Origin of the sequence: Pseudomonas sp. M5, from assembly GCF_016907075.1 — a bacterium.
GTDB lineage: Bacteria > Pseudomonadota > Gammaproteobacteria > Pseudomonadales > Pseudomonadaceae > Aquipseudomonas > Aquipseudomonas putida_E.
Map to the genome: position 1 here is coordinate 5,383,987 of NZ_JAFBBH010000001.1, position 17,542 is coordinate 5,401,528.

The window sequence follows — 17,542 nt, forward strand, 5'->3', positions numbered from 1 at the left end:
TTTGGCATGGCACGAGGCAGGCAGGGATGTTTCTGAGCGAGCTGTATCGGTATCCGGTGAAGTCCGGGCAGGCGCAATGTCTGCAGTCTTCACTGGTCGATAATCTGGGTTTGTCGGGTGACCGGCGCTGGCTGGTGGTCGAGCAAGACAACGGACGCTTTCTCACCCAGCGCGCCTGGCCGCAGCTCGGCCAGCTCAAGGCTGGCGAAGGGGCGGCAGGTACGCTGCTGCTGGAGGCCCCGGGCCTGCCAGCTCTGCAGGTGGCGGTGCCGCCTGCAGATGACGGCCTGCGCGGTGTGACCATCTGGCGTGACACGTTGCGTGTGCCGGATGCCGGCGATGAGGCCGCAGCCTGGCTATCGCAATTGCTCGGCAAGCCAGTGCGACTGGTCCACTGCCCCGAGCATCGGGCGCGCTACCTGCCCAGCGGTTATGGCTTGAACAGCGACAGGGCGGCTTTCCCCGATGGTTTCCCGTTATTGCTGATTGGCCAGGGGTCGCTGCAGGAGTTGAACCGGCGCATTGGCCGGCCCATGGAGATGCTGCGTTTTCGACCGAACCTGGTGGTGCAGGGTGCAGAGCCGTTTGCCGAAGATGGCTGGAAGCGCATTCGTATTGGCGGGCTTGAGTTTCGCGTGCTCAAGCCGAGCGTGCGGTGCATCTTCACCACGCTGGACCCTGAAACCGGAGAGCGCAGCCCGGACCGGGAGCCGTTGGCCACGCTCAAGACCTTTCGCGAGCGCGAAGGTGACATCCTGTTCGGGCAGAACCTGGCGGTGGATGGCCGTGGTCGGCTTGAGGTGGGGATGGAAGTCGAAGTGCTGGAGTAGTGGTAGCAAGTACCTGCCTCTTCGCGAGCTGGCCCGCGAAGAGGCGGCATTGCTTCACATGTCGTCGAAATACCGCTCGTGCCAATCTACCAACGGCTGGGGTGCATTGAGCTTCTGCCCGTAGATCACCGAGTAAGACAGCACGTTCTGTACATACTGACGCGTCTCGTCGAACGGAATCGACTCCACCCACACGTCAAAGCTCAGGTGCTTGGCACCTTTGAGCCATTGGCGCACGCGCCCGGGGCCGGCGTTGTACGCCGCCGACGCCAGCACCCGATTGCCGTTGAACTGGCCGTGTACCTGACTCAGATAGGCTGCGCCCAGCCGAATGTTCGTGTCCGGGTTGAGCACCTGGCGCGGTGACGCCAGCGGAATGCTGAACTTGCGCGCGGTTTCCTTGGCTGTGGCCGGCATCAACTGCATGAGGCCGCTGGCACCTACACTGGAGCGCGCATCCTCCATGAAGGCACTTTCCTGGCGTGTGATTGCGAACACCCAGCTTGAGTGCAACCCGCGCACCTTGGCTTCACGCACCAGCGTGTCGCGGTGGGCCATCGGGAAGCGGATATCGAGGTCGTCCCAGTACTTGGCCAGGCTGATGGTGCGAATGGCCGGGAAATACCAGCGCAGGTCATAGGCCAGGCGCGCCTGGGCAACCATTTCGTCGCGGCTGAAGTGTCGGCTGACGTGATACCACTCGCGGCGACCGTCGACGATCTGGCCGCGGGCATGGAATTCCAGGGCACGCTGGATTCCCGGAGTGTTACGCACCTTGCTGACCAGTTGCGGGCTCAGCACCAGTGGCCGGTTGTTGAGCTGGTAGGGCGTTTGCGCCCGGTCGGCGGCGAGAAAGCCATAGAAGTCCCGTTCGCGTGCCACGTTCCTGTACAGCAGAAGGCTTTGCGGGTTGTTTGGCTGGGCCAGTTCCAGGCTGCGTGCTTGCCAGTATTGCCAGCGGCTGGTACTGGCCAGGTCCTGCGGCAGGCGCTTGGTCAGTTCGTAGGCATCTTCCCAGCGGCCCAGGCGCAGCAGCAGGCGCAGACGCCATTCGCTGACCGTATTGTCCCGCAACTGCGGGTCGTAGCGCGTCATCAGGTCAAGGGCACGCGGGTCGTAGCGGCGTGCCAGTGTCAAACCGATTTCGCGAGCGATCGCGACTTTTTCGTCCGAGGAAAAGTGCATGCGCTGTGCATAGTCGTCGAGCAGCGCCATGGCACGCTGCGGGTCCTGGCGAGCCAGGCGGCGCAGGCCCAGGCTGACGACATCGGACATGGCCTCGTTGACCGGTGTGAAGCGCGATGGCTGGTTGAGCAGTTCGGGCTTTTGCGCCACATCGATTAACAGGCGGCCTTGCGGGCCAAGCGTGGTCAGCGATTTGACCAGGCTGTTGGCCAGGGAGTAGTTACGCGCCTGGGCTGCCAGTTTGGCGCGGTTCCAGCGCTTGGCCTCGGTCAGCTGACCTTCGGCGGCCCACATGCCGAACAGGGTGTCGCAGGCGGCCGGTTGCGACTTGCCCACGTTCCACAGCTTTTCGGCGCTGGCATAACCTTCGGCGCGCAGGCCATGGCTCAGCTGGTACTGGCCGTTGAGGCAGTCCAGTTCGGTGAAGTTGAGCTTGGGGTCATAGTATTTGACGAAGGTGTTCCACTCGCCGCGTTCGGCCAGCCAGCGCAACCAGCGCAGTTTCATCCAGTTGGCCTGGGGAAGGTCGCCATGTTTGGCCAGGAACGCTTCTATTTCCTGGTTGCTGGCGCTTTTCAGCCGAGCGGTCAGTTCGTCGTAGGCCAGGTAGGGCGTCAGCGGGTAGTCGCGCAGGGCCTGGGCATAGCGCAGGTACGGGCCCTTGTCGCCCTTGGCCAATGCACGCTTGGCCTCGTCGTAGTACTGACGTTGCTGGGAGAGGTCGATGGCCTGTGCCGCGCTGGCGGTGGCGGCGGTAAGCAGCAGGCAGGAAGCAATCTGTAACAGGCGGCTGCGCATGATACGTCCGGGCAGTTGAACCATGGGAAAGTGACGGCGGAGCCAGCACTGTTGGAAGCTATTGTTCTAGCTTAGCTGTTTGCCGGCAGCGGGTGAAAGCGCTGTGCTTGTATCAAGGCATTAAGTTCGACCGGATGTCGCAATGCCCTGGCAGCGCGGTCAACTTAATGCCGGAACGGGCCAACTCAGGTAGAATGCGCGCCCGCTTTCTGGAGACGAACATGACCCTGCTCAAATTCAGCGATGTGTCCCTCGCATTCGGCGCGATGCCGCTGCTGGACAAAGTGTCCTGGCAGATCGCCCGTGGCGAGCGGGTGTGCATCATCGGCCGTAACGGCACCGGCAAGTCGAGCATGCTGCGCCTGGTCAAGGGCGAGCAGAAGGGCGACGACGGAGAGATCTGGCGCGCACCTGGCCTGAAGATCGGCGAACTGCCGCAAGAACTGCCAGTGGCTGACGAGCGGACAGTGTTCGACGTGGTGGCCGCAGGCCTGGATGGCGTTGGCGAACTGCTTGCCCAATTCCACCACCTGAGCCAGAACATCCAGGGCGACGATGACCTGGAAAAACTCATGCATGTTCAGCACGAGCTCGAAGCCCGTGACGGCTGGCGCCTGCAGCAGGTGGTGGAGAGCACCTTGAGCCGCCTGCAACTGCCTGCCGACAAAACCCTGGCCGAGCTGTCCGGTGGCTGGCGCCGCCGCGTGCTGCTGGCGCAGGCGCTGGTGTCAGAACCCGATCTGCTGCTGCTCGACGAGCCGACCAACCACCTGGACATCGGTGCCATCGCCTGGCTCGAAGAGGCCCTGCGCGGTTTCAACGGGGCGGTGCTGTTCATTACCCACGACCGTTCCTTCCTGCAGAACCTGGCAACCCGCATCCTTGAACTGGATCGCGGCGGGCTGATCGACTGGAACGGTGACTACGCCAGTTTCCTGGTGCACAAGGAAGCGGCGCTGGCCGCCGAAGAGACGGCCAACGCGCTGTTTGACAAGCGTCTTGCCCAGGAAGAAGTGTGGATTCGCCAGGGCATCAAGGCCCGCCGTACCCGTAACGAAGGCCGCGTGCGCGCACTCAAGGCCTTGCGTGTCGAGCGCAGCGAGCGGCGGGATCGCCAGGGCAAGGCGAACATCCAGATCGAGGCCGCCGAGAAATCCGGCAAGCAGGTGATGGTGCTGGAGAATGTCAGCTTCCACCACGCTGGAGGGCCGATGCTGGTCAAGGACTTCTCCATGGTCCTGCAGCGCCAGGACCGCATCGGCCTGCTGGGCGCCAACGGTACCGGCAAGACCACGCTGCTCAAGCTGATGCTCGGTGACCTGGAGCCTACCTCGGGCAAGGTCGAGCGCGGCACCAAACTGGAAGTCGCCTATTTCGATCAGATGCGCCACCAGCTCGATCTGGAAAAAACCGTGATCGACAACCTGGCCGAGGGCCGCGATTTCATTGAAATCGACGGCCAGAACCGTCACGTGCTCAGCTACCTGGGCGATTTCCTGTTCAGCCCCCAGCGTGCGCGCACGCCGGTCAAGGCGTTGTCGGGCGGTGAGCGGGCGCGCCTGCTGCTGGCCAAGCTGTTCAGCAAACCGGCCAACCTGCTGGTGCTGGACGAACCGACCAACGACCTGGACGTCGAAACCCTCGAGCTGCTTGAAGAGGTGCTGTGCAATTACAAGGGCACCGTGCTGATGGTCAGCCACGACCGGGCCTTCCTCGACAACGTTGTCACCAGCACGCTGGTGTTCGAGGGCGAGGGCAAGGTGCGTGAATATGTTGGCGGCTACGAGGACTGGATCCGCCAGGGCGGTTCGCCGAAGCTGTTGGGCGTGACCGAGAGCAAGGGTGGCAAATCCGAGCTCAACAGTGCGGTGGTGGAGAAGCAGGACGAGCAGGTGGCGCCGGCGCCAGCCGCAGCCGCAGCGGATGCCTCGAAGAAGAAGCTCAGCTACAAACTGCAGCGCGAGCTGGAGATGCTGCCTGGGCAGATCGATGCGGTCGAGCAGCGTATGGCGGCGGCCCAGGAAGAGGTCAACGCGCCGGGCTTCTATCAGCGGCCGATCGAAGAGACCTCGGCGGTGCTGGCCAAGCTGGAGCAGATGCAGGGCGAGCTGGATGCCTTGGTAGAGCGCTGGGCCGAGCTGGAAGGCTAAGTCAGTCCTGGCCTCATCGCCGGCAAGCCGGCTCCCCCAGGATCTCTGTGGGAGCCGACTTGCCGGCGACGAGGCCGGGCAGCCTGGATCATTCCTTCTTCTGCAACCGCACCGCCAGTACATCGCACGGCGCGCCATGCAACACGTCATTGGCCGTTGAACCCAGCAGCAACGCCAGGCCATGGCGGCCATGGCTGCCAACCACGATCAGGTCGCAGTTCTGCTCCTTGGCCAGCTGATGAATTTCTTGGCGCGGTTGGCCATAGGTCAGGTGAGAATCACCGCGGTTGATCTCGGGGTATTTGTTGAACAGGCGTTCCATGCGCTCCTTGGCCTGGTCGAACTGTTGCTGTTGCAGCTGCGACAGGTCCATTGGCACGTCACCGCCAAAGGCCATGGCCATGGGTTCGACGATATGCACCAGCGAGACCTTGGCGCCTGTGGGCTCGGCGAGCTTCATGGCTCGCTTGATCACCGGGTCGCACTCTTCGGTGAGGTCGACGGCGACCAGAAGATGTTCGTAAGGCATGAGCTGTACTCCTGACAATCGCGATAGTAGAAGTATGGTCGCTTCGGGCGGGTCTTGCGTGAAACCGAGTAACCCGCTCATTTGCAACGCTTTATGGGATCTACAGATATGACGGTATTGCTGGTGGTGTCAATCCTTGCGCTGATTCTCAGCCCGTTTGCCTGGCTGCGCCAGTCGCGCAAGCAAGGCGAGCAGATGAACCTGCGCCTGGAGGCGCGGCGCATGGGGCTGGCCATGCAACTGGCACCGCAGCAGTGGCCGCACTGGCTGGAAAAAGAGCCGCCCAGCCCCTGCCCGCAGTATCACCGGGCGCGCCGGCGTGGGCGTGAAGACAGCTGGTGCTACTGGCAGGTCAGCCCTGGTGTGTGGTGGAACCAATGGCGTGAAGTGTGTGAGGAACCGCGCCTGAATGATGTTTTCTCACGGCTGCCGGGGACTGTTTACAAGGTCGAAGCCGACAAGCGCATGCTCGCGCTGTACTGGAGCGAGCGGGGTGACAAATCTGTGTTGCAGGATATTGCCTACGCCTTCGAAACCCTCGCCTGACATCGTTTCAACGACAAAGCGGCAACCTGGCAGGACCCCATCAGGGGCAGATGCCAAGTTGCCGCTTTGTCGTTTCTGCAGAGCAGAAAAGGCCAGGCAGGCCGGGAAATTCTTGAAGCCAGTCGCAGTGTAGCCAACCTGCAGCGGTGTGCATCGGAAAATGCTGCGGTGTACTTCTTGTGGTCAATCGCTGACATGAATGATCAGCAATCACTGTCATCATGATTTATACCCAGACGCTAGAAAATGACCGGAAAGTCGCGTTTCCACCATGCCTGTGAGCATTTGACAACGCCGACCTTTTCGGAGAATGTGTGCATACCCAAATCAAACGGGCGTATGAATTGAGCGTTTGTATGTCACAGCGCTCATCCAGAATCCCGACTAGCGCGCTGACGGGTGTGCCTGGGCAAGAGCAGCGAAGCGCTGCTTTTCCACCAGCGATCGGCGTGTACAGTTCAGCTTCCATATCGTGGAGATCAGTTGATGATTTACGAAGGTAAAGCCATCACGGTTAAGGCTCTTGAAAGCGGCATCGTCGAACTGAAGTTCGACCTCAAGGGTGAGTCCGTCAACAAGTTCAATCGCCTGACCCTGGACGAGCTGCGCCAGGCCGTCGATGCCATAAAGGCCGACGCCTCGGTGAAGGGCGTGATCGTCAGCAGTGGCAAGGACGTGTTCATCGTCGGCGCCGACATCACCGAGTTCGTCGACAACTTCAAGCTGCCCGAGGCCGAACTGGTTGCCGGCAATCTGGAAGCCAACCGCATCTTCAACGCGTTCGAAGACCTTGACGTGCCGACCGTTGCCGCGATCAACGGCATCGCCCTGGGCGGCGGCCTGGAAATGTGCCTGGCGGCCGACTATCGGGTCATGTCCACCTCTGCCAAGATCGGCCTGCCGGAAGTCAAGCTGGGTATCTACCCAGGCTTCGGCGGTACCGTGCGCCTGCCGCGTCTGATCGGCTCGGACAACGCCATCGAGTGGATTGCCGCCGGCAAGGAAAACCGCGCTGAAGACGCCCTGAAAGTCGGTGCGGTCGACGCCGTCGTCGTCCCTGAACTGCTGCAGGCCGGTGCCCTCGACCTGGTCAAGCGCGCCATCAGCGGTGAGCTGGACTACAAGGCCAAGCGCCAGCCCAAGCTGGAAAAGCTCAAGCTCAATGCCATCGAGCAGATGATGGCCTTCGAGACTGCCAAGGGCTTCGTCGCTGGTCAGGCCGGCCCGAACTATCCGGCGCCGGTCGAAGCCATCAAGTCGATCCAGAAGGCCGCCAATTTCGGTCGCGACAAGGCGCTGGAAGTCGAGGCAGCAGGCTTTGCCAAGCTGGCCAAGACTTCGGTTGCCCAAAGCCTGATCGGCCTGTTCCTGAATGATCAGGAGCTCAAGCGCAAAGCCAAGGCCCATGACGAAATCGCTCACGATGTGAAGCAGGCTGCCGTGCTCGGCGCCGGCATCATGGGTGGCGGCATCGCTTACCAGTCGGCGGTCAAGGGCACCCCGATCCTGATGAAGGACATCCGCGAGGAAGCCATCCAGCTGGGCCTGAACGAGGCGTCCAAGCTGCTCGGCAACCGCGTCGAAAAAGGCCGCCTGACTCCGGCGAAGATGGCCGAGGCACTCAATGCCATTCGCCCGACACTGTCCTACGGTGATTTCGCCAACGTCGACATCGTCGTCGAAGCCGTGGTCGAGAGCCCGAAGGTCAAGCAGGCAGTGCTGGCTGAAGTGGAAGGCCAGGTGAAAGAGGATGCGATCCTTGCGTCCAACACCTCGACCATCTCCATCAACCTGCTGGCCAAGGCGCTCAAGCGCCCCGAGAACTTCGTCGGCATGCACTTCTTCAACCCGGTGCACATGATGCCGCTGGTCGAAGTCATCCGTGGCGAGAAGTCCAGTGAAGTGGCGGTCGCCACCACCGTGGCCTACGCCAAGAAGATGGGCAAGAACCCGATCGTGGTCAACGATTGCCCGGGCTTCTTGGTCAACCGCGTGCTGTTCCCGTACTTCGGCGGCTTCGCCAAGCTGGTCAGCGCTGGTGTCGACTTCGTGCGCATCGACAAGGTCATGGAGAAGTTCGGCTGGCCGATGGGCCCGGCCTACCTGATGGACGTGGTCGGCATCGACACCGGCCACCACGGCCGCGATGTGATGGCCGAAGGCTTCCCGGACCGCATGAAGGACGAGCGCCGCTCGGCCGTCGACGCCCTGTATGAGGCCAATCGCCTGGGCCAGAAGAACGGCAAGGGTTTCTATGCTTACGAAACCGACAAGCGTGGCAAGCCGAAGAAGGTCTTCGACGCCACCGTGCTCGATGTGCTCAAGCCGATCGTCTTCGAGCAGCGTGAAGTCACCGACGAAGACATCATCAACTGGATGATGGTCCCGCTGTGCCTGGAGACCGTGCGCTGCCTGGAAGACGGCATCGTCGAAACCGCTGCCGAAGCGGACATGGGCCTGGTATACGGCATTGGTTTCCCTCCGTTCCGTGGTGGTGCGCTGCGTTACATCGATTCGATCGGTGTGGCCGAATTCGTTGCCCTGGCTGATCAGTACGCCGATCTGGGGCCGCTGTACCACCCGACCGCGAAGCTGCGCGAAATGGCCAAGAACGGCCAGCGCTTCTTCAGCTGAGCAGCCAACGCCTTTGAGAGAGTAGAGCGAGATTATTGATATGAGCCTCAATCCAAGAGACGTGGTGATTGTCGACTTCGGTCGCACCCCGATGGGCCGCTCCAAGGGTGGCATGCACCGCAACACCCGTGCTGAAGACATGTCTGCGCACCTGATCAGCAAGCTGCTGGAGCGCAACGGCAAGGTCGACCCCAAAGAAGTCGAGGACGTGGTCTGGGGCTGCGTCAACCAGACCCTGGAGCAGGGCTGGAACATCGCCCGCATGGCGTCGCTGATGACCCAGATCCCGCACACCTCGGCCGCCCAGACCGTCAGCCGCCTGTGCGGCTCGTCGATGAGCGCGCTGCACACCGCCGCCCAGGCGATCATGACCGGCAACGGCGACGTGTTCGTGGTCGGTGGTGTCGAGCACATGGGGCACGTCAGCATGATGCATGGCGTGGACCCCAACCCGCACCTGTCCTTGCACGCTGCCAAGGCTTCCGGGATGATGGGCCTGACTGCCGAGATGCTCGGCAAGATGCACGGCATCACCCGTGAGCAACAGGACCTGTTCGGCCTGCGTTCGCACCAGCTCGCACACAAGGCGACGGTCGAAGGCAAGTTCAAGGACGAGATCATCCCGATGCAGGGCTATGACGAGAACGGTTTCCTGAAGGTCTTCGACTTCGACGAGACCATTCGCCCGGAAACCACCCTTGAAGGCCTGGCATCGCTCAAGCCTGCGTTCAACCCCAAAGGTGGTACGGTCACAGCCGGTACTTCGTCGCAGATTACCGATGGCGCTTCGTGCATGATCGTCATGTCTGGCCAGCGTGCGATGGACCTCGGTATCCAGCCGTTGGCGGTGATCCGCTCCATGGCAGTGGCTGGCGTGGACCCGGCAATCATGGGCTACGGCCCTGTGCCGTCGACCCAGAAAGCCCTGAAGCGTGCCGGGCTGACCATGGCCGATATCGACTTCATCGAGCTCAATGAAGCCTTTGCTGCACAGGCCCTGCCAGTGCTCAAAGATTTGAAAGTGCTCGACAAGATGGATGAGAAGGTTAACCTGCACGGCGGCGCCATTGCCTTGGGCCACCCGTTCGGTTGCTCCGGGGCACGCATTTCCGGCACCCTGCTCAACGTCATGAAGCAAAATGGCGGTACGTTGGGCGTGGCCACCATGTGCGTCGGCCTCGGTCAGGGCATCACCACTGTCTTCGAACGCGTCTGATCGCGTAGCGGGACAGCAGCCGGGGCCTTGTGCCCCGGCTTTTGTTTTTTTACAGAATTTGTTTCAAGAGGGAAGGCGACATGCAGATACAACCAGGCGTATACCGGCATTACAAAGGGCCTGAGTACCGTGTCTTCAGTGTCGCACGGCACTCCGAAAGCGAAGAGTGGATGGTTTTCTACCAATGCCTGTATGGTGACCACAGCTTCTGGGTACGACCACTTTCGATGTTCCAGGAGTCGGTCGAGGTTGACGGCGAGCAGGTGCCACGCTTTGCTTTGGTCAAGGCCGAAGAAGGGTTGCCTGAACGGCTTGGCAAGGCGCACGAGTGAACGACCGCGCTTGACCTCACTCTATTGCCACTATATATAGCGGTGCCGCGTCCGGCACCTGACGCGTTTTTCATCTTCAGATTCAGGAATACTCCGATCCATGGGCAAATCGCTGGTCATTGTGGAATCCCCGGCCAAGGCCAAGACCATCAACAAGTACCTGGGCAACCAGTACGTGGTGAAGTCGAGTATCGGCCACATCCGTGACCTCCCCACCAGCGGTTCGGCCAGCGCCAGCAAAGAGCCGGCCGCCAAGCGTGGCAAGGCTGCGGGTGAGGCGCCGGCCCTGTCGCCGAAAGAGAAGGCCCGTCGCCAGCTGGTGGCGCGCATGGGCGTCGACCCCGAGCACGGCTGGAAGGCCAAGTACGAGATCCTGCCTGGCAAGGAAAAGGTGATCGAAGAGTTGCGCCGCCTGGCCAAGGATGCTGACACCATCTATCTCGCGACCGACTTGGACCGCGAAGGGGAAGCCATCGCCTGGCACCTGCGCGAGGCCATCGGTGGCGACGACACCCGCTACAAGCGTGTGGTGTTCAACGAAATCACCAAAAAAGCCATCCAGGATGCGTTCTCGAAGCCCGGCGAGCTGGATATCGATCGTGTCAATGCCCAGCAGGCGCGCCGTTTCCTTGATCGCGTGGTGGGCTACATGGTCTCGCCACTGCTGTGGGCCAAGATCGCCCGTGGCCTGTCGGCCGGGCGTGTTCAGTCGGTGGCCGTGAAACTGGTGGTCGAGCGTGAGCGCGAGATCCGTGCCTTCATCCCCGAAGAGTACTGGGAGGTGCACGCCGACCTTGGCACTGCCAAGGACGCCAAGGTGCGTTTCGAGGTGACCCGCGAGAAAGGCGAGGCCTTCAAGCCGCTGAACGAAGCGCAGGCCATGGCTGCACTGAGCAAGCTCAAGGCGTCCAGCTACAGCGTGCTCAAGCGTGAAGACCGCCCGACCAGCAGCAAGCCGTCGGCACCGTTCATCACCTCCACCCTGCAACAGGCTGCAAGCAACCGCCTGGGCTTCGGCGTGAAGAAGACCATGATGATGGCTCAGCGGCTATACGAAGCGGGCTACATCACCTACATGCGTACCGACTCGACCAACCTGTCGGTCGACGCGCTGGACATGGCGCGCAGCTACATCGAGCGTGAGTTCGGCAAGCAGTACCTGCCCGAAGCACCGCTGGTGTACGGCAGCAAAGAAGGCGCTCAGGAGGCCCACGAAGCGATTCGTCCTTCCGACGTCAACACGCACCCAACCAAGCTCAGCGGCATGGAGCGTGACGCCGAGCGCCTGTACGAGCTGATCTGGCGCCAGTTCCTCGCCTGCCAGATGCCGCCTGCGCAGTACCTGTCCACCAGTGTGACCGTGGCTGCCGGTGATTTCGAGCTGCGTGCCAAAGGTCGCATCCTCAAGTTCGACGGTTATACCCGTGTGCTGCCTCAGCAGAGCAAGCCGGGCGAAGATGATGTGTTGCCCGAGATGGTCCAGGGTGAAGCGCTCAAGCTGATCCAGATCGACCCCAGTCAGCACTTCACCAAGCCACCTGCGCGCTTTACCGAAGCCAGCCTGGTCAAGGAAATGGAAAAGCGCGGTATTGGCCGCCCGTCGACCTACGCAGCCATCATTTCCACCATCCAGGATCGCGGTTACGTAACACTGCACAATCGCCGCTTCTACTCCGAGAAGATGGGCGACATCGTTACCGAGCGCTTGTCGGAAAGCTTCGCCAACCTGATGGACTACGGTTTCACCGCCGTCATGGAGGAGAGCCTGGATGACGTGGCGCAGGGCGAGCGTGACTGGAAGAACGTTCTGGACGAGTTCTACGGCGACTTCAGCAAGAAACTGCTGACGGCAGAATCAGCCGAAGGCGGCATGCGTGCCAACCAGCCGACCATGACCAACATTCCGTGCAAGGAATGTGGGCGGCCGATGATGATCCGGACGGCCTCCACTGGCGTGTTCCTGGGTTGCTCGGGTTACAGCCTGCCGCCCAAAGAGCGCTGCAAGGCCACGGTCAACCTGGTGCCGGGCGATGAAATCGCTGCGGACGACGAAGGTGAATCGGAGTCGCGCGTGCTGTTGGGCAAGCACCGCTGCCCGATCTGCGCAACGGCCATGGATGCCTACCTGCTCGACGAGAAGCACAAGCTGCATATCTGCGGTAACAACCCTGATTGCGTCGGCTACGAGATCGAAGAGGGCAGTTACCGCATCAAGGGTTACGAAGGGCCGAGCCTGGAGTGTGACAAGTGCGGCAGCGAGATGCAGCTCAAGACCGGCCGGTTCGGCAAGTTCTTCGGTTGCACCAACCCTGCGTGCAAGAACACCCGCAAGCTGCTCAAGAGTGGCGAGGCGGCACCACCGAAGATGGACAAGGTGGACATGCCAGAGCTCAAGTGCGAGAAGGTCGACGACACCTACGTGCTGCGTGACGGTGCTTCTGGGTTGTTCCTGGCAGCCAGCCAGTTCCCCAAGAATCGCGAGACCCGTGCGCCGCTGGTGCTGGAGATCGTGCCGCACAAGCATGAGATCGACCCCAAGTACCACTTCCTGTGCGATGCGCCGCAGAAAGACCCCGAGGGTCGCCCGGCAGTGATCCGCTACAGCCGCAAGACCAAAGAGCAATACGTGCAGTCCGAGGTCGATGGCAAGCCTACCGGGTGGAAGGCGTTCTACGACGGTAATGCCTGGAAGGTTGAAGACAAGCGCTGATCGTTTCAGTGATGTAATTGGGGCCGCTTAGCGGCCCCAATTCATTGGTGACAAGTACACGCCGATCCCTGAAACTGCAGGTATTCGCCTTGCAGCCTTAGGGAGGTCACTCAAGATGGCCCAGGAACTCTACACCCGCACCAACCAGAAGCTCTTCTTCGCCGGCCTTGCCCTTGAGTCCATGGCCAAGGCTGTCGACAGCCAGGCCATGAATGCACAAGGCCTGGCGCAGGCCGAGCGCGAATCTGCGCTGTTCCACCTGTATGGCGCGCTACTGGGCTTGTGTCACGAGATTGGCGGCTTCTACCGCCTGCCGGCCGCGCCCAGTGTCGAGCAATTGCTCGCCGATGACGCCCTGAATGACATCGCCATCCCCGAGGTGGCTGAGTTGCTGGAACTGGCCAGGCAGCGGGAAACCTGGCTGGCACAATTGCTCACCGCTTATGCCGATTTGTTCCGACCACCGGTCGCGAAAAAAACCGCGAAAACCGATGTCACTCAGCCACTCATCCAGGCCGTCAATCTCGACGAGCCCGAGCAGGCTGCACTGTCGCGTGAAGAGCTGGAAAGCTGGCGCAACAACCTCAAAGGCCTGGTGAGACGATTCCGTGACGCGTTGAGTGAGTGCTGATATTCGCCTTGGCTGGTACAATACTGGCCTTTCGCGGAGAACAGCCCTTTATGTCTACGTCTTTTCTAGAAATTGTCGAGTTGCCTGATGGCCGAATCGAACTGCGTCGTGCCGAGGACGAAGGCTCCCTGGTAACCCTGGATTTCTCGGAAGACGCCAAGGTATTCCTGCAGGGGCAACACGTTGAGGTTGCCAAGGCCATGCTGAGCGTGGGCGTGCAGATGGCGGGGCGCCTCATGGATGGCGAACTCGAGCGCGACGAAGGGCCGCGCGTACTTCACTGACACCCAGGTTGTTTCGGGTTACAGGCAAAGCCTGAACATCAGCCGAGGCGGATGTTCAGGCTTTGTGCGTTTCCGGCACTGGCTGCACGCAACAGTTGCTGTCGCGCGGTGGCATTTACGCTGCCAAGCCAGCTGACAACCGTGTGGCTACGGCCAAGGCGCAGGGCGTCACAGGCCAGTTGCAGTGCGCTCTGATTGCCGCGCGGCTGCAGCAGCAGAATGCGCTCGCGGTTGAGGCCGGCATCGCGCAACCAGGCCTGGGTCAGGCTGCCCGGCGGTGCGATAAGCGTCAGCCAGCGGGCCTCTTGCTCTTCGCTCAGTTCGCGTAGCACCGGTGCCAGCAAGGTCTGGCAATGTTCGGGTGCGCCACGCAGGGACAGTTCACTGAACAGGTCCGGTTCGCTGTTCTTGCGCGCCTGCTCGCTGGCCTTCAGGCCTGGCAGTACCGGTTGGGCGAGGAAGGCTTCGAACAAAGGAAGCTGTACCTGCTGTTGTGCTTGGACGAACTGTTGCATGACGCCTCCTGGTTCAGCGGCGAATTACGCCGACACTCAAACCTTCGATCACCATTTCCTGCTCTTTCAGGTCGACTTCGATGGGGGCGAAATCGGGGTTTTCGGCGATCAGCCAGACCTTGCTGCCTTCGCGTTTGAAACGTTTGACGGTCACTTCGTCGCCGATACGGGCGACGACGATCTGCCCGTTACGGGCCTCGCGGCAGGTGTGCACGGCCAGCAGGTCGCCGTCGAAGATGCCGACGTCCTTCATGCTCATGCCGTGTACGCGCAGCAGGTAGTCGGCGCGGGGGTGGAAGAAGGATGGATTGATGTTGCAAGATTGTTCGATGTGCTGCTCGGCAAGGATCGGTGCACCGGCTGCTACCCGGCCGATGATCGGCAGGCCGTTTTCTTCGGCCTTGGCTTCAAAACCGGGGATGCGGATGCCGCGGGATGCGCCTGGGGTCATCTCGATCGCGCCTTTGCGCGCGAGGGCCTTGAGGTGCTCCTCGGCGGCGTTGGGCGACTTGAAGCCCAGCTCCTGAGCGATCTCTGCGCGCGTCGGCGGGAAGCCGTTGTCTTCAAGGCAACGTTTGATGAATGCCAGGATTTCGGCTTGGCGGGGCGTCAGTTTCAACATGGCGGGCGCTCTGTCTTTTTATACAGTGACTGGGATTATATACAGTACTGGATGAGCTGCAAGCTCCACGCGACAAGAAAAAGCGGCGCGCACCCCTCTTGCGGCTTGCAGCTTGCAGCTCGGGGCTTTCTAATGGCGACCGCACAGTCACCGAGCCTTGACATCCGCAGGCCTGAAACGTATGTTTCAAACACCTGTTTGTCTGTCTGGCGGAGTAGTCATGGCCCAATCGGAAACCGTTGAACGCATTCTCGATGCTGCCGAGCAATTGTTCGCGGAAAGGGGGTTCGCGGAAACCTCGTTGCGGCTGATTACCAGCAAGGCCGGGGTCAACCTGGCGGCGGTCAATTATCATTTCGGCTCCAAGAAGGCGCTGATCCAGGCGGTCTTTTCCCGTTTCCTCGGGCCGTTCTGCGCCAGCCTCGAACGTGAGCTGGAGCGTCGCCAGGCCAAGCCGGAACAAAAGCCCAGCCTCGAAGAGCTGCTGGAAATGCTCGTGGAGCAGGCACTGGTGGTGCAGCCACGCAGCAACAACGACCTGTCGATCTTCATGCGCCTGCTGGGCCTGGCCTTCAGCCAGAGCCAAGGGCACCTGCGGCGCTACCTGGAAGACATGTATGGCAAGGTGTTCCGCCGCTACATGTTGCTGGTCAATGAAGCCGCGCCACGCATCCCTCCCCTCGAACTGTTCTGGCGCGTGCACTTCATGCTCGGTGCCGCGGCGTTCAGCATGTCCGGCATCAAGGCATTGCGCGCCATTGCCGAAACCGACTTTGGTATCAACACCTCCATAGAGCAGGTCATGCGCCTGATGGTGCCGTTCCTGGCCGCTGGCATGCGCGCCGACAGCGGTGTCACCGACGAGGCGATGGCCACCGCACAGTTGCGCCCGCGCAGTAAAACCGCCAGCACCACCGCTAAGGCCTGAAGGCTGGGCGGGGCAGGGCGCTTGGGCTAAGCTAGCGCCCATGCCCGACCTCGATCTCCTGCACATTTCCCTCGCTGACCAGCGCCTCTATGGCTTTGCCAATGGGCAGTTGTGCGTGCGCCTGGCGGTGTCGACCGCACGCAATGGCGCCGGTGAGCGCAATGGCTCCGGCTGCACGCCACGCGGCCTGCACCAGGTGCGAGCGAGGATCGGGGCGGGCTTGCCGCTCAATGCCGTGCTGCGTGGGCGGCGCTGGACCGGTGAGGTCTGGTCGCCGGCGTTGCACGCACAGCATCCCGGGCGTGACTGGGTGCTTACCCGCATCCTCTGGCTCAGCGGTTGCGAGGCCGGGGTCAACCGTCTGGGCGCCGTGGACACGTTCCGCCGCTATATCTATCTGCATGGCACGCCCGACACGGAACCCTTGGGCATACCGCTGTCCCATGGCTGTATTCGCCTGCGCAACACCGATCTGCTTGGCCTGTTCGAGCGCGTACCGGCGCATTGCCCGGTGCGTATCGAGGAGGCCGCATGCCCCCAGTGGGCTTCTTTAAGTCTGTAATGAAGGATTGCCTATGACCGTCAGCCTGCAAGGCTCCCTGATGGTGGATATCGCCGGTAAATGGCTGACCGCCGAAGACCGCCAGCTCCTGCGCCAGCCGGAAGTGGCTGGCCTGATCATCTTTGCCCGCAACATCGACAGCCCGCGCCAGGTGCGTGAACTGTGCGCGTCCATTCGCGCCATTCGTCCCGATCTGATTCTGGCCGTCGACCAGGAAGGTGGGCGTGTGCAGCGTTTGCGTCAGGGCTTCGTGCGCCTGCCAGCCATGCGCGCGATCGCCGATAACGCCAATGCCGAGTACCTCGCCGAGCAGTGCGGTTGGTTGATGGCCACTGAGGTGCTGGCGGTTGGCCTGGACCTGAGCTTCGCCCCTGTGCTCGACCTGGATCACCAGCGTAGCGCTGTGGTCGGCAGCCGCGCGTTCGAAGGCGACCCGCAACGTGCCACGCAGCTGGCCGGCGCCTTCATCCGCGGGATGAATGCAGCGGGCATGGCTGCCTGTGGCAAGCATTTCCCCGGGCATGGCTGGGCGGAGGCGGACTCCCACGTGGCCATTCCGACGGACGAGCGCAGCCTCGAGCAACTGCGCCAGGCAGATCTGGTGCCGTTCTCCCGCCTCAGCGGGCAGCTGGCGGCAGTGATGCCGGCGCATGTCATCTATCCGCAGGTAGACAACCAGCCGGCCGGGTTCTCGCGCCGTTGGTTGCAGGACATCCTGCGTGGCGAACTGGGCTTTGACGGGGTGATCTTCAGTGACGACCTGTCGATGGCCGGTGCGCATGTGGTCGGCGATGCGGCCAATCGGATCGAGGCGGCGCTGAGTGCGGGTTGTGACATGGGCCTGGTGTGCAATGACCGGGCGGCAGCAGAGCTGGCTTTGAGCGCGGCGCAGCGGCTGAAGGTAAAGCCATCGCCGCGGATTGCACGCATGCGCGGGCAGGGTTTTGCGCGGACCGATTATCGCCAGCAGCCGCGTTGGCTGGAGGCGCTAGGGGCGTTGCGCGAGGCGCAATTGGTCGATTGACTGTGCCGGCCCCCACAGGTATCTCGCTGCTGTCCAAGGCAGTGAA

The 17,542-nt window shown here is 61.9% G+C and carries 16 protein-coding genes; 12 read left to right on the forward strand and 4 right to left on the reverse strand.

The genetic code is table 11. The annotated features are described in order from the left end of the window. The first annotated feature begins 26 nt into the window (after nt 1-26). Nucleotides 27-830 (forward strand): MOSC domain-containing protein, encoded by an 804-nt coding sequence (locus tag JOE27_RS24475; protein ID WP_115275413.1) that lies wholly within the window; start codon nt 27-29, stop codon nt 828-830. Nucleotides 831-884: 54 nt separating this feature from the next. Here JOE27_RS24475 and JOE27_RS24480 read toward each other — a convergent pair whose 3' ends face one another. Further along, nucleotides 885-2,813 (reverse strand): transglycosylase SLT domain-containing protein, encoded by a 1,929-nt coding sequence (locus JOE27_RS24480; RefSeq protein ID WP_046786466.1) that lies wholly within the window; start codon nt 2,811-2,813, stop codon nt 885-887. A 221-nt stretch (nt 2,814-3,034) separates the two neighbouring features. Here JOE27_RS24480 and JOE27_RS24485 point away from each other — a divergent pair, with 221 nt between their 5' ends. Next, nucleotides 3,035-4,963, forward strand: a complete 1,929-nt coding sequence (locus JOE27_RS24485) for an ATP-binding cassette domain-containing protein (RefSeq protein WP_046786465.1) — start codon at nt 3,035-3,037, stop codon at nt 4,961-4,963. Between the two features lie 88 nt (nt 4,964-5,051). On the opposite strand, the gene JOE27_RS24490 is transcribed toward JOE27_RS24485, so the two are convergent. Continuing rightward, entirely contained in the window at nt 5,052-5,492 is a 441-nt protein-coding gene (locus JOE27_RS24490; protein WP_012313557.1) for a universal stress protein, read from the reverse strand. Between the two features lie 108 nt (nt 5,493-5,600). On the opposite strand from JOE27_RS24490, the gene JOE27_RS24495 reads away from it, so the two are divergent. The 7 genes from JOE27_RS24495 to JOE27_RS24525 all read left to right on the forward strand — a co-directional run bounded on the left by JOE27_RS24495 (nt 5,601) and on the right by JOE27_RS24525 (nt 13,845). Further along, nucleotides 5,601-6,038: a hypothetical protein gene (locus JOE27_RS24495; protein WP_204920589.1), complete on the forward strand. Its 438-nt coding sequence runs from the start codon at nt 5,601-5,603 to the stop codon at nt 6,036-6,038. A gap of 486 nt (nt 6,039-6,524) precedes the next feature. Continuing rightward, the gene (gene fadB, locus JOE27_RS24500; protein WP_204920590.1) at nt 6,525-8,672 is read left to right on the forward strand and encodes a fatty acid oxidation complex subunit alpha FadB; all 2,148 of its coding nucleotides are present in this window, start codon (nt 6,525-6,527) and stop codon (nt 8,670-8,672) included. A 40-nt stretch (nt 8,673-8,712) separates the two neighbouring features. Beyond that, entirely contained in the window at nt 8,713-9,888 is a 1,176-nt protein-coding gene (gene fadA / locus JOE27_RS24505; protein ID WP_204920591.1) for an acetyl-CoA C-acyltransferase FadA, read from the forward strand. Nucleotides 9,889-9,968: 80 nt separating this feature from the next. After that, nucleotides 9,969-10,220 (forward strand): DUF1653 domain-containing protein, encoded by a 252-nt coding sequence (locus JOE27_RS24510; protein ID WP_115275412.1) that lies wholly within the window; start codon nt 9,969-9,971, stop codon nt 10,218-10,220. Between the two features lie 100 nt (nt 10,221-10,320). Further along, nucleotides 10,321-12,930 carry a type I DNA topoisomerase gene (gene topA, locus JOE27_RS24515; protein ID WP_046786461.1) on the forward strand — a complete coding sequence of 870 codons (2,610 nt, stop codon included), beginning with the start codon at nt 10,321-10,323 and terminating at the stop codon, nt 12,928-12,930. Between the two features lie 115 nt (nt 12,931-13,045). Continuing rightward, complete coding sequence (locus tag JOE27_RS24520) at nt 13,046-13,561, forward strand: DUF6586 family protein (RefSeq protein ID WP_115275411.1); 516 nt, start codon at nt 13,046-13,048, stop codon at nt 13,559-13,561. A 50-nt stretch (nt 13,562-13,611) separates the two neighbouring features. Further along, nucleotides 13,612-13,845 carry a hypothetical protein gene (locus tag JOE27_RS24525; RefSeq protein WP_003248777.1) on the forward strand — a complete coding sequence of 78 codons (234 nt, stop codon included), beginning with the start codon at nt 13,612-13,614 and terminating at the stop codon, nt 13,843-13,845. 38 nt (nt 13,846-13,883) lie between these two features. On the opposite strand, the gene sulA is transcribed toward JOE27_RS24525, so the two are convergent. Both sulA and lexA read right to left on the reverse strand, forming a co-directional pair. Continuing rightward, nucleotides 13,884-14,360 (reverse strand): SOS-induced cell division inhibitor SulA, encoded by a 477-nt coding sequence (gene sulA / locus JOE27_RS24530; protein WP_012313563.1) that lies wholly within the window; start codon nt 14,358-14,360, stop codon nt 13,884-13,886. A gap of 13 nt (nt 14,361-14,373) precedes the next feature. Beyond that, complete coding sequence (gene lexA / locus JOE27_RS24535) at nt 14,374-14,982, reverse strand: transcriptional repressor LexA (RefSeq protein ID WP_012313564.1); 609 nt, start codon at nt 14,980-14,982, stop codon at nt 14,374-14,376. A 220-nt stretch (nt 14,983-15,202) separates the two neighbouring features. Here lexA and JOE27_RS24540 point away from each other — a divergent pair, with 220 nt between their 5' ends. From JOE27_RS24540 to nagZ, 3 genes are read left to right on the forward strand one after another with little or no spacing between them, the layout of a single operon-like run. Further along, nucleotides 15,203-15,910, forward strand: a complete 708-nt coding sequence (locus tag JOE27_RS24540; RefSeq protein ID WP_046786458.1) for a TetR/AcrR family transcriptional regulator — start codon at nt 15,203-15,205, stop codon at nt 15,908-15,910. A 40-nt stretch (nt 15,911-15,950) separates the two neighbouring features. Further along, nucleotides 15,951-16,472, forward strand: a complete 522-nt coding sequence (locus tag JOE27_RS24545; RefSeq protein WP_115275409.1) for a L,D-transpeptidase — start codon at nt 15,951-15,953, stop codon at nt 16,470-16,472. Nucleotides 16,473-16,497: 25 nt separating this feature from the next. Then, the gene (gene nagZ / locus JOE27_RS24550; RefSeq protein WP_172655271.1) at nt 16,498-17,496 is read left to right on the forward strand and encodes a beta-N-acetylhexosaminidase; all 999 of its coding nucleotides are present in this window, start codon (nt 16,498-16,500) and stop codon (nt 17,494-17,496) included. The last annotated feature ends 46 nt before the right edge of the window (nt 17,497-17,542 follow it).

What these genes read in the sequence shown, in the direction of transcription:
- JOE27_RS24475 (WP_115275413.1), top strand. Translation starts at nt 27, where the DNA reads ATGTTTCTGAGCGAGCTGTATCGGTATCCGGTGAAGTCCGGGCAGGCG.
- JOE27_RS24480 (WP_046786466.1), bottom strand. Translation starts at nt 2,813, where the DNA reads ATGCGCAGCCGCCTGTTACAGATTGCTTCCTGCCTGCTGCTTACCGCC.
- JOE27_RS24485 (WP_046786465.1), top strand. Translation starts at nt 3,035, where the DNA reads ATGACCCTGCTCAAATTCAGCGATGTGTCCCTCGCATTCGGCGCGATG.
- JOE27_RS24490 (WP_012313557.1), bottom strand. Translation starts at nt 5,492, where the DNA reads ATGCCTTACGAACATCTTCTGGTCGCCGTCGACCTCACCGAAGAGTGC.
- JOE27_RS24495 (WP_204920589.1), top strand. Translation starts at nt 5,601, where the DNA reads ATGACGGTATTGCTGGTGGTGTCAATCCTTGCGCTGATTCTCAGCCCG.
- fadB (WP_204920590.1), top strand. Translation starts at nt 6,525, where the DNA reads ATGATTTACGAAGGTAAAGCCATCACGGTTAAGGCTCTTGAAAGCGGC.
- fadA (WP_204920591.1), top strand. Translation starts at nt 8,713, where the DNA reads ATGAGCCTCAATCCAAGAGACGTGGTGATTGTCGACTTCGGTCGCACC.
- JOE27_RS24510 (WP_115275412.1), top strand. Translation starts at nt 9,969, where the DNA reads ATGCAGATACAACCAGGCGTATACCGGCATTACAAAGGGCCTGAGTAC.
- topA (WP_046786461.1), top strand. Translation starts at nt 10,321, where the DNA reads ATGGGCAAATCGCTGGTCATTGTGGAATCCCCGGCCAAGGCCAAGACC.
- JOE27_RS24520 (WP_115275411.1), top strand. Translation starts at nt 13,046, where the DNA reads ATGGCCCAGGAACTCTACACCCGCACCAACCAGAAGCTCTTCTTCGCC.
- JOE27_RS24525 (WP_003248777.1), top strand. Translation starts at nt 13,612, where the DNA reads ATGTCTACGTCTTTTCTAGAAATTGTCGAGTTGCCTGATGGCCGAATC.
- sulA (WP_012313563.1), bottom strand. Translation starts at nt 14,360, where the DNA reads ATGCAACAGTTCGTCCAAGCACAACAGCAGGTACAGCTTCCTTTGTTC.
- lexA (WP_012313564.1), bottom strand. Translation starts at nt 14,982, where the DNA reads ATGTTGAAACTGACGCCCCGCCAAGCCGAAATCCTGGCATTCATCAAA.
- JOE27_RS24540 (WP_046786458.1), top strand. Translation starts at nt 15,203, where the DNA reads ATGGCCCAATCGGAAACCGTTGAACGCATTCTCGATGCTGCCGAGCAA.
- JOE27_RS24545 (WP_115275409.1), top strand. Translation starts at nt 15,951, where the DNA reads ATGCCCGACCTCGATCTCCTGCACATTTCCCTCGCTGACCAGCGCCTC.